Below are 10,071 nucleotides of genomic sequence, written 5' to 3'. Positions count from 1 at the left end.
CCATGCCGGCCGTCTGGGCCTGCCCGAAATCCTGCGGCGGATCGAGGCTCTCGCCGCCGCCGATCCGCTTTCCTGGGCCGTCCCGGACCTGCTCAGCCGTCTGGTGCGGGAAGGGCAAGCGCTCGAAGATGCATGAGGAGCAACCATGACGGACGCATTCATCTGCGACTACATCCGCACCCCGATCGGCCGCTATGCCGGAGCCCTCGCGGGGGTTCGAACCGACGATCTCGCCGCGCTGCCGCTGACGGCGCTGCTGGCGCGCAATCCCGGTCTCGATCCCGCCGCCATCGAAGAAGTATGGCTCGGCTGCGCCAATCAGGCGGGAGAGGATAACCGCAACGTCGCGCGCATGGCGCTGCTGCTGGCCGGCCTGCCCGAAACGGTGCCGGGCGTCACGGTGAACCGCCTGTGCGGCTCGGGGCTGGAGGCGGTGACGGCGGCGGCGCGCGCCGTTCGGGCGGGCGAGATCGCGCTTGCCGTCGCGGGCGGCGTCGAGAGCATGACGCGGGCGCCGTTCGTGATTCCGAAGGCGTCCTCGGGCTGGTCGCGGGCGAACGAGATCCACGACACCACCATCGGCTGGCGTTTCGTCAATCCGCGCATGAAAGCGCAATACGGCATCGATTCCATGCCGGAGACGGCCGAGAACCTCGCCGACGAATACGCCGTCGGCCGCGTGGATCAGGACGCCTTCGCGCTGCGCTCGCAGGAGAAGGCGGCCGTGGCGCAGGCGAGCGGCCGGCTGGCGGCGGAGATACTGCCCGTCACGGTGCAGCTTGGCCGGGGCAAGACGGCGGAAGTGACGCAGGACGAGCATCCCCGGCCGACGACCGCGGACGACCTCGCCCGGCTGAAGCCGATCACCCGGCCCGACGGCACCGTGACCGCCGGCAACGCCTCCGGCGTCAACGACGGCGCGGCGGCGCTGATCGTCGCTTCCGCCGCAGCGGCGCAGCGCCACGGGCTCAAGCCTCTCGCCCGCGTCATCGGCGGATCGGCGGCAGGCGTTGCGCCGCGCGTCATGGGCTACGGCCCCGTTCCTGCGGTGCGCAAGCTCTGCGCGCACGCCGGTATCGGGGTGGAAGCGCTCGATGTGATCGAGCTGAACGAGGCGTTCGCGAGCCAGTCGCTCGCGGTGCTGCGCGGGCTCGGCATCGCCGACGACGATCCCCGCGTCAACCCCAACGGCGGCGCGATCGCGCTCGGCCATCCGCTCGGCATGACCGGAGCGCGCATCGCCGGCACGGCAGCGCTGCAACTGGCGCGCGGCGGCGGCCGCTACGCGCTGGCCACTATGTGCGTCGGCGTCGGCCAGGGCTCCGCCCTGCTGCTCGAGCGGGTCTAGAGCATTTCGGCGTTTCGTTGAAACGCAGAAATTCTCTATCTTATTGACTTTACGCGCTTTCTTCACGCAAAGCGGTTTCCACTTTGCTTGAAAACGCTCTAGCGCAGTTTGCGTTCAAGCCGATCCATCGATTTGAACGCAAGTTGCGGTAAAATATGGAATGGAGAGCGGCGTCACGATTCCGCTTGAATGCACGCCGCTCCAGCGCCTCTCGATCGAACGGAAGCGTTCCGTCGATGATAACTCAATCAAAATCAAGATCTTATAGCATGCCGTCGTTTCGATGAAACGATGGCATGTGCTGATCTCACGTCGCCGAAACGCCGCATGGTTCAAAACCGCGCAGGCGCTCCGGCCGCCGGGAGCGTGGGACTTGCGCGCTTTCATCTAATGCATTAGTGTTTCTGATAAAGCGATTTGTGAGTTTCACACAACCGATGCGGAAGGGGAAAACGATGCGCGCATTGACGAGAAGAACCGGCGAAGCGGGGGGCGGAGCCCGCGAGTCATTGCGCGCGCAGACCTCACGGCCCTGAGAAGTTTCCGGGAAATGGCACTCAAAACACCTGACCAACTCCGCTCGGCGCGCTGGTTCGCCCCGGACGACCTGCGCAGCTTCGGCCACAGATCGCGGATGATGCAACTCGGCTATGGCGAGGAGGATTTCCGCGATAAGCCGGTGATCGGCATCCTGAACACCTGGTCGGAGCTCAACACCTGCCACTCTCACTTTCGCGAGCGGGCGCAGGATGTGAAGCGCGGCATCTCGCAGGCGGGCGGCTTAGCCGTCGAGATGCCGTCGCTGTCCGTCGACGAGAGCTTCACCAAGCCGACCTCGATGCTCTATCGCAACATGCTGGCGATGGAGACGGAAGAGATGATCCGCTCGCATCCGCTCGACGGCGTGGTGCTGATGGGCGGCTGCGACAAGACCACGCCCGGCCTCGTCATGGGCGCGATCTCGGCGGGCGTGCCGATGATCTACCTGCCTGCCGGGCCGATGCTGCGCGGCAATTACGCGGGCCGGATTCTCGGCTCGGGCTCGGACGCCTGGAAATACTGGGACGAGCGCCGCGCCGGCAACATATCGGACGCCGAATGGCTCGGCGTGCAGGGCGGCATCGCCCGCTCGGCCGGGACATGCATGACCATGGGCACCGCCTCGACCATGACGGCCATCGCTGACGCGATGGGGCTGACGCTGCCCGGCGCGTCGTCGATTCCGGCGGTGGATTCGGGGCATCAGCGCATGGCCTCGGCCTGCGGCCGCCGCATCGTGGAAATGGTGTGGGAAGACCTGACGCCGGACAGGATCGTCACCCAGGCCGCCTGCCGCAACGCCGCGATCGTCGCCATGGCGACGGGATGCTCCACCAACGCCGTCGTCCATCTGATCGCCATGGCGCGCCGGGCGGGCGTCGGCCTGACGCTCGACGATCTCGACGCGCTCGGCCGCGTGACGCCGCTCATCGCCAATGTCCGGCCCTCGGGCAAGGATTATCTGATGGAGGATTTCTACTACGCGGGCGGGCTGCGCGCCCTGATGAAGCAGCTCGAGGACCGTCTGGACTGCTCGGCGATCACCGTGACAGGCAGGACCATGGGCGAAAATCTGCAAGGCGCGCAGGTCTACAACGACGACGTGATCCGGCCGCTGTCGAACCCGGTCTATCGCGAGGGCTCGCTTGCGGTGCTGCGCGGCAATCTCTGCCCCGACGGCGCGGTGATCAAGCCCGCCGCCTGCGATCCGAAGTATCATGTGCACGAGGGACCGGCTCTCGTGTTCGACAGCTATCCCGAGATGAAGCGGGCGATCGACGACGAGGATCTCGACGTGACGCCCGACCATGTGCTCGTGCTGCGCAACGCCGGCCCGCAGGGCGGCCCCGGCTTCCCGGAATGGGGCATGCTGCCGATTCCCAAGGCGCTGATCAGACAGGGGCATCGCGACATGCTGCGGATTTCGGACGCGCGCATGTCCGGCACCTCCTACGGCGCCTGCGTGCTGCACATCGCCCCCGAATCCTTCGTCGGCGGGCCGCTCGCGTTGCTGAAGACGGGCGACATCATCCGGCTCGACCTGCCGAACCGGCGGCTCGACATGCTGGTCGACGAGGCGGAGATCGCCCGCCGCCGCGCTGCGTGGAAGGCGCCGCGCCCGCGTTTCGAACGCGGCTACGGCTACATGTTCCAGAACCATGTCACGCAGGCCGACAAGGGTTGCGACTTCGACTTCCTGCAATCCGATTTCGGCCGCGCCGCCGGCGAACCCGACATTTATTGAGGAACACCATGACCGATTACGTCCTTTCCGAAGAGACCCGCGCGAAGCTGAAGAAGGTGTCGACCGCCTCCGTCGCGACGGCGCTCTACAAGCGGGGCCTGCGCAACCAGTTCGTCCAGGGCGTCGTGCCGGTCAGCCCCAAGGCCGGGACCATGGTGGGGCAGGCGTTCACGCTCCGCTACATCCCCGCGCGCGAGGACCGCAACCCGATCACCGTGTTCCGCAACGCCGATCACCCGCAGCGTGTCGCCGTCGAGACCTGCCCGCCGGGTCATGTGCTGGTGATGGACAGCCGCAAGGATGCGCGCGCCGCGAGCGCCGGATCGATCCTGATCACGCGGCTCGCCCTGCGCGGCGCGGCGGGCGTGGTGTCGGACGGCGGCTTCCGGGACGCCGAAGGCATCGGGGCGCTGGACATGCCCGCCTATCACGCGCGGCCCTCGGCGCCGACCAACCTGACCCTGCATGAGGCGCTCGACATCAACGTGCCGATCTCCTGCGGCGACGCGCCGGTCTTCCCCGGCGACGTCATGGTCGGAGACCGCGACGGCGTGATGGTCGTTCCCGCGCATCTCGCCGACGAGATCGCGAGCGAATGCGCCGGCATGGAAAGCTTCGAGGATTTCGTGCTCGAACAGGTTCTGGAAGGGGCGTCGATCATCGGCCTCTATCCGTGCACGCGGGAAGAGCACCAGAGGAAATACGAGGAATGGCGGGCGCGAACCGGCCGATAATGCGAGTCGTCCCTTCAAGGAAACGATAACGGCTTCAAGGTACGGGCGGCGGCCCCGGCCCATCCCGTGCAAACACGGATCTGAAAGGATATCGGATGGCTTTCATCCCTCATGGCAGGCACCTGATCGCAGGTGAGTGGACCGCGACGGACCAGACCTTCGACAACGAGCCGGCCCGCGGCCCGGCGCATGCCTTCTTCGCCGGCACGGTCGATCTGGTCGCGCGCGCCTGCGAGGCGGCGGAACAGGCGTTCCGGACCTACGGCTACGGCAGCCGCGCGGAGCGCGCCGCCTTCCTGAACGCCATCGCCGACGAAATCGAGGCGCGCGCCGCCGACATCACGGACATCGGCAGCCGGGAAACGGGCCTGCCGGAAGCGCGCCTGAACGGCGAGCGCGGACGCACCACGGGGCAGTTGCGCCTGTTCGCGGATCATGTCCTGAAGGGCGACTACCTCGACCGCCGGATCGACGCCGCATTGCCGGACCGCCAGCCCGTCCCGCGCCCGGAAATCCGCCTGATGCAACGCCCGGTCGGCCCGGTGGCCGTGTTCGGCGCGTCGAATTTCCCGCTGGCATTCTCGGTGGCCGGGGGCGATACGGCGGCGGCGCTGGCCGCCGGCTGTCCGGTCGTGGTCAAGGGCCATTCCGCCCACCCCGGCACGGGCGAGATTGTCGCGGAAGCGATTCATGCCGCGATCCGTCGGCTCGGCATCCATCCCGGCGTGTTCTCGCTCGTGCAGGGCGGCGCGCGCGAGGTGGGCGCGGCGCTCGTCCGGCATCCGCTGATCAGGGCCGTCGGCTTCACCGGCTCGCTCGCGGGAGGGCGCGCGCTTTTCGATCTCTGCGCAAGCCGCCCGGAGCCGATCCCCTTCTTCGGCGAACTCGGGTCGGTCAATCCGATGTTCGTGCTGCCGCAGGCGCTGGAGGCGCGCGGCGCCGATCTGGCGAGGGGCTGGGCCGGCTCGCTGACGCTCGGCGCGGGCCAGTTCTGCACCAATCCCGGCATCGCCGTGGTGCCTGCGGGCGAGGCGGGCGACGCCTTCGTCGCGGATGCCGCGCGGGCGCTGGCCGAGGTCGGGCCGCAGACCATGCTGACGAACGGCATCGCCGAAGCCTACCATCGCGGCAAGGCGCGGTTCGACGGCCGCAACGCGGTCCGTCCCGTCCACATCACTGAGAGCGTGGGCCGTGACGTTCGGCCGAACCTGTATGAAGTCGCCTCTTCGGCCTTCCTCGCCGATCATGCGCTGTCCGAGGAAGTCTTCGGGCCGCTCGGTCTCGTCGTGCGCATTCCGCGGGCCGAGGATGCGGTGGACCTTGCGCGCGGCTTCGAGGGACAGTTGACGGCGACGATCCAGATGGACGCGGGCGACGCCGATCTGGCGCGCCGGTTGCTGGCCGTGCTGGAACGCAAGGCCGGCCGCGTGCTGGTCAACGGCTATCCGACGGGCGTCGAGGTCGTCGACGCGATGGTTCATGGCGGTCCCTATCCGGCCAGCACCAACTTCGGGGCGACGAGCGTCGGCACGATGTCGATCCGCCGTTTCCTGCGTCCGGTCAGCTACCAGAACGTTCCGCCGGAGATACTGCCCGCGGATCTCGTCTGATACGACGCCGGCAGGAGCGGATACCGCTTTTGCTTCGTGAGGGGATGGGCGGGGCGGCGATGCTGCCCCGCCATTCGTTTGCCTGCCGCCGGTGGCGTCGTCGTCCTGTCGGGCGCAAAGTGTTTCGGGCGGCCCCGCGTAACCGGAATCATGGAGAATGAACATGGAGAAACCGACAATCCTGCTGGCGGCGGCCCTGCCGGCCGCGACAATCACCGAGCTGAACGATCTGTTCGACGTCATCGCGCTGCCCGCCGACAAGGGAGCCATCGGCCCGTTCCTGCGGGAGCGCGGCGCCGGCGTGCGCGGCCTGGCCTTGCGCAAGACCGTGGTCGACGCGGCCTTTCTCGACGCGCTGCCCGCGCTGGAAGTGATATCGAGCTACAGCGCCGGCCTCGACAATCTGGACGTCGCCCATGCGAAGGCGCGCGGTATCAGGATCGAGAACACGTCGCACATCCTTGCGGATGATGTGGCCAATACCGCGATCGGGCTGGTGCTGGCCGTGACGCGCGATATCGTGCGGGCGGACGCCTATGTGCGCTCCGGCGCGTGGGCGAAAGGGGGCGAGTATCCTCTCGGCCGTTCGGTGAGCCGGATGAAGGCCGGCGTGGTCGGGCTCGGCGCGATCGGCTCGGCGATCGCCGCGCGGTTGCGGGCGCTCGGCGCGGAGGTTGCCTATTCCGGCCCCAGCCGCAAGCCCGTCGATCTCGCCTACTATGCCGATGTCGCGGAGATGGCCTCGGCATGCGATCTGCTCGTGCTGACCTGCCCGCTCTCCCCGGCGACGCATCATCTGGTCGACGCGAAAGTGCTTGAGAACCTCGGGCCGCGCGGATTTCTGGTGAATGTCGCGCGTGGGCCGGTCGTGGATGAGCAGGCGCTGGTCGCCGCGCTGGCGGCCGACGGGATCCGGGGCGCAGCCCTCGACGTGCTGGAGTTCGAACCCGAGGTTCCCGAGGCGCTCATTGCGCATCCGCGCGTCGTCCTGACGCCGCATATCGGTTCCGCGACGGAGGAAACCCGTCAGGCCATGGCGGACAACGTCGTCGATGCCCTGGCGCGGCATTTCGGGATCGCGGGGCCGCGAGACCGGGGCGGCGTGCGTCCGGCCTGATCGCCGGTCTGCGGAAGGAAAGATGCCCCGCTCCCTGAAAAGGGGCGGGGCGCGTCGTGATCGGATGGACATGGGCCCTGAATGTCAGATGGGCCCTGAATGTCAGAGGCTTTCCGATCGGGAGCGAATTCCTGTCGATCAGATGATTCCATCCGATCGAAAAGCGCTCAGTGCTGCATGCCCCATCTCGCGATGGTGCGCTGCTCGATCGTGCGGAAAATGACGTTCTCCACCAGCAGGCCGATGAGGATCACCGAAAGCAGGCCGGCGAAGACCGCCGGAATATCGAGCAGGTTCCTGTTCTCGAAAATGAACCAGCCGAGCCCGCCCTGTCCCGAGGAGACCCCGAAGACGAGTTCCGCCGCCACCAGCGTGCGCCAGGCGAAAGCCCAGCCGATCTTCAGCCCGGCGAGAATGGAGGGAAATCCCGCCGGCACCAGGATCTTGAAGATGTAGCCGAGACCGTGGAGGCCGTAGTTGCGGCCGACCATGCGCAGCGTCGGCGACACGGAGCGGAAGCCCGAATGGGTGTTGAGGGCCACCGGCCACAGCACGGAATGGACGAGGATGAAGATGATGCTGGACGGCCCGAGCCCGAACCAGATCAGCGCCAGCGGCAGGAGGGCGATGGCCGGCAGCGGCGAAAGCATGGCCGTCATCGTTTCGAGGAAATCGGACCCGATCCGCGTGTTGATGGCGGCGACCGTCAGGGCGCCCGCGGCGAGCACGCCGATCGCGTAACCCACCAGCAGCACCTGAAGCGATGCGGATATCCGGGCGGGCAGCACGCCGCTGGCCACATTGGACCACAGCGAGAGGACGGTATCGGTGAGGGTCGGGAAGATGAGCGGGTTGTCGAGCCAGCGGCCGTAGATTTCCCACAGCAGGGCGAGCAGCAGGATGATCGCGGTCTTGCGCACGAAGCCGACGTTCCAGAGCTTCTCGAGGGCGCCGAGTTCCTTCCCGGCGATGTCGGAGCTGCCGGCCGCCTCGCGCAGCTCGATCCGGGGGCCGCGGGTGGTCACGCTTTCGGTCATGTTCGTCATCTCACTCGGCATGAACGGATTCTGCGGAGAACAGCATGTCGCTGATTTCCTTTTCGAGGATGCCCGCCGAGCCGTCGAGCGTGGACGCCTTGTCGACGTCGATGGCCTCGGCCTTGACCCGGCCCGGATGAGGCGAGAGCAGCAGGATGCGGTTGCCGATCTTGATGGCCTCGGCGATGGAATGCGTGACGAACATCACGGTGAACTTCGTGTCGCTCCACAGTTCGAGCAACTGGTCCTGACAGGTCCGGCGCGTCAGGGCGTCGAGGGCCGCGAAGGGCTCGTCCATCAGCAGGATGTCCGGCTCCATCGCCATGCCGCGGGCGATGGCCACGCGCTGCTTCATCCCGCCCGACAGCGTGTGCGGATAGGCGTTCAGGGCGCGGGTGAGATTGACCTTCTCGATATAGTGGCAGGCCCTGTCGCGGGCTTCCGCCTTGCTCATCTTCCGGGCGTCGATGAGCGGGAACATCACGTTCTCGACCACCGTCTTCCAGGGCAGCAACTGATCGAACTCCTGAAAGACCATCATCCGGTCGGGACCAGGCCCCTCGACCTTGCGGCCCTTGATCGTGATCTCGCCCTCGCTGGGGCGGATGTAACCGCCCACAGCCTTGAGAATCGTCGACTTTCCGCAGCCCGACGGCCCCAGAAGGATGAATCGGTCCGAGGTGTTGACCTGGAAAGAGACGCGCTCGGTCGCGGTCACGATCAAACCGGGCGTCTTGTAGCGCAGCGTCACCGACGACGCGTTGAGAAGGGGGGTGTTGGCCATTCAGGAAACCTTCTGGCATGGACAGGGAAGGGGCGGCCCGCCGCGACAGGGCCTCGGCCGGCCGCAGCCGGTCAGTTGCCTGTCAGGTCGTGCGATATCGGCAGATAGAAATCTTTCCAGGATTCCGGCATGTTCTTGATCGCCCCGGTAAAGTGCAGGTGCTCGGCGAATTTCAGGGTGCCTTGCGGGAATATCTCCCACTGCATCATTTCCGGTTGCCTGAACATATCGATCAGGAGCGACGCTTCCGTCTTGTCTCCCGTGACCGTCTTGTAGATATCGACAGCCGCCCCGATATCGTTCTCGATGAAGTCCCTGGCCTCTTCGCCGGCTGCCCGGAGCGCGCGCAGGACGATTTCGTTCTTTTCCGCGAAACCGGTCGTCGTGATGAACTGGCCCTGGGATAGCGGCCCGCCGATGATCTCCGACGAACGGATGAGCAGGCGGGCGTCCGGCACGTTCTTCAGCGCGTAGAAGTCGTAGGGCGGCGCCGCGAAATGGCTCCTGACCTCATGGGTCGGGTTGCGCAGGGCGACATAGGCGTCGGCATGGCCGAGCTGCACGGTCATGGGGTCGAAATGGTTCCAGCCGCTGTCGCCGAACAGCTTGCGCGCCTGCATTTGCAGCAGGATCGATTGCGTCGAGATCCTGATCGTCGGCACCGCGATCTTGTCGTTGCCGCCGAAATCTTCAAGGGACTTGATCCGCGGGTCGCGGGTGATCAGATTGACGGGCTGGGCGGAGCAGGCGGTGATGCCCTTGACGCGGCCTTTGGTGCGGTCCCACAGCAGTAGCAGCGGCCCGGCGCCCGCGTTGATGATGTCGACCCCGCCGGAAAGCAGGGCGTCCTGCTGCGCGCTGCTGTTGGCGAAGGACATCCAGTTGACGCTGAAACCCGGCAGGCCGAGTTTCTCCGCGTGCTTCTCGATGAGCTTCTGCGACTCCATCACGTGAGTCGGAATATAAAGAATCCCGAGCTGGCGGCTGATGGAAACCGTGTCCCTGGCCTGCGCGAACAAGGGGCCGGGCGCTGCCACGGCGCCTGCGGCGCCCGCCATGCCGGCGAGCACCTGTCTGCGGTTCATCATTCTTTCCTCCCAAGCAAATTTGATTGCTCCACTTCTGGAAGCATAATAACATTCTTGCGCACTAATGCA

Annotated in this window: 8 protein-coding genes; 5 read left to right on the top strand and 3 right to left on the bottom strand. The window is 66.6% G+C overall.

Translation table 11 applies throughout. The annotated features are described in order from the left end of the window. Positions 1 to 145 precede the first annotated feature (145 nt). From pcaF to ACOYJQ_RS17655, 5 genes are all read left to right on the top strand, one after another. The gene (gene pcaF / locus ACOYJQ_RS17675; protein WP_433460342.1) at positions 146 to 1,348 is read left to right on the top strand and encodes a 3-oxoadipyl-CoA thiolase; all 1,203 of its coding nucleotides are present in this window, start codon (positions 146 to 148) and stop codon (positions 1,346 to 1,348) included. Between the two features lie 550 nt (positions 1,349 to 1,898). Continuing rightward, a complete protein-coding gene (gene araD, locus ACOYJQ_RS17670) occupies positions 1,899 to 3,632 on the top strand; it encodes an L-arabinonate dehydratase (protein ID WP_433460341.1) in 1,734 nt (577 codons plus the stop codon). An 8-nt stretch (positions 3,633 to 3,640) separates the two neighbouring features. Then, positions 3,641 to 4,366 carry a ribonuclease activity regulator RraA gene (locus tag ACOYJQ_RS17665; protein ID WP_433460340.1) on the top strand — a complete coding sequence of 242 codons (726 nt, stop codon included), beginning with the start codon at positions 3,641 to 3,643 and terminating at the stop codon, positions 4,364 to 4,366. Positions 4,367 to 4,461: 95 nt separating this feature from the next. After that, the gene (locus ACOYJQ_RS17660; RefSeq protein ID WP_433460339.1) at positions 4,462 to 5,976 is read left to right on the top strand and encodes an aldehyde dehydrogenase (NADP(+)); all 1,515 of its coding nucleotides are present in this window, start codon (positions 4,462 to 4,464) and stop codon (positions 5,974 to 5,976) included. Positions 5,977 to 6,139: 163 nt separating this feature from the next. Continuing rightward, a complete protein-coding gene (locus ACOYJQ_RS17655; RefSeq protein ID WP_433460338.1) occupies positions 6,140 to 7,093 on the top strand; it encodes a 2-hydroxyacid dehydrogenase in 954 nt (317 codons plus the stop codon). A gap of 167 nt (positions 7,094 to 7,260) precedes the next feature. Here the strand turns inward: ACOYJQ_RS17655 and ACOYJQ_RS17650 are convergent, their stop codons facing one another. The 3 genes from ACOYJQ_RS17650 to ACOYJQ_RS17640 form a co-directional block, all read right to left on the bottom strand. Further along, a complete protein-coding gene (locus ACOYJQ_RS17650) occupies positions 7,261 to 8,130 on the bottom strand; it encodes an ABC transporter permease (RefSeq protein ID WP_433460337.1) in 870 nt (289 codons plus the stop codon). A gap of 10 nt (positions 8,131 to 8,140) precedes the next feature. Continuing rightward, a complete protein-coding gene (locus tag ACOYJQ_RS17645; RefSeq protein WP_433460336.1) occupies positions 8,141 to 8,914 on the bottom strand; it encodes an ABC transporter ATP-binding protein in 774 nt (257 codons plus the stop codon). Positions 8,915 to 8,985: 71 nt separating this feature from the next. Then, entirely contained in the window at positions 8,986 to 10,002 is a 1,017-nt protein-coding gene (locus tag ACOYJQ_RS17640; protein WP_433460335.1) for an ABC transporter substrate-binding protein, read from the bottom strand. Between the last annotated feature and the right edge of the window lie 69 nt (positions 10,003 to 10,071).

Origin of the sequence: Pseudochelatococcus sp., from assembly GCF_050946405.1 — a bacterium.
In the GTDB taxonomy this organism is placed as follows: Bacteria; Pseudomonadota; Alphaproteobacteria; order Rhizobiales; family Beijerinckiaceae; genus Pseudochelatococcus.
This window is presented reverse-complemented; position numbering and strand designations above follow the sequence as displayed.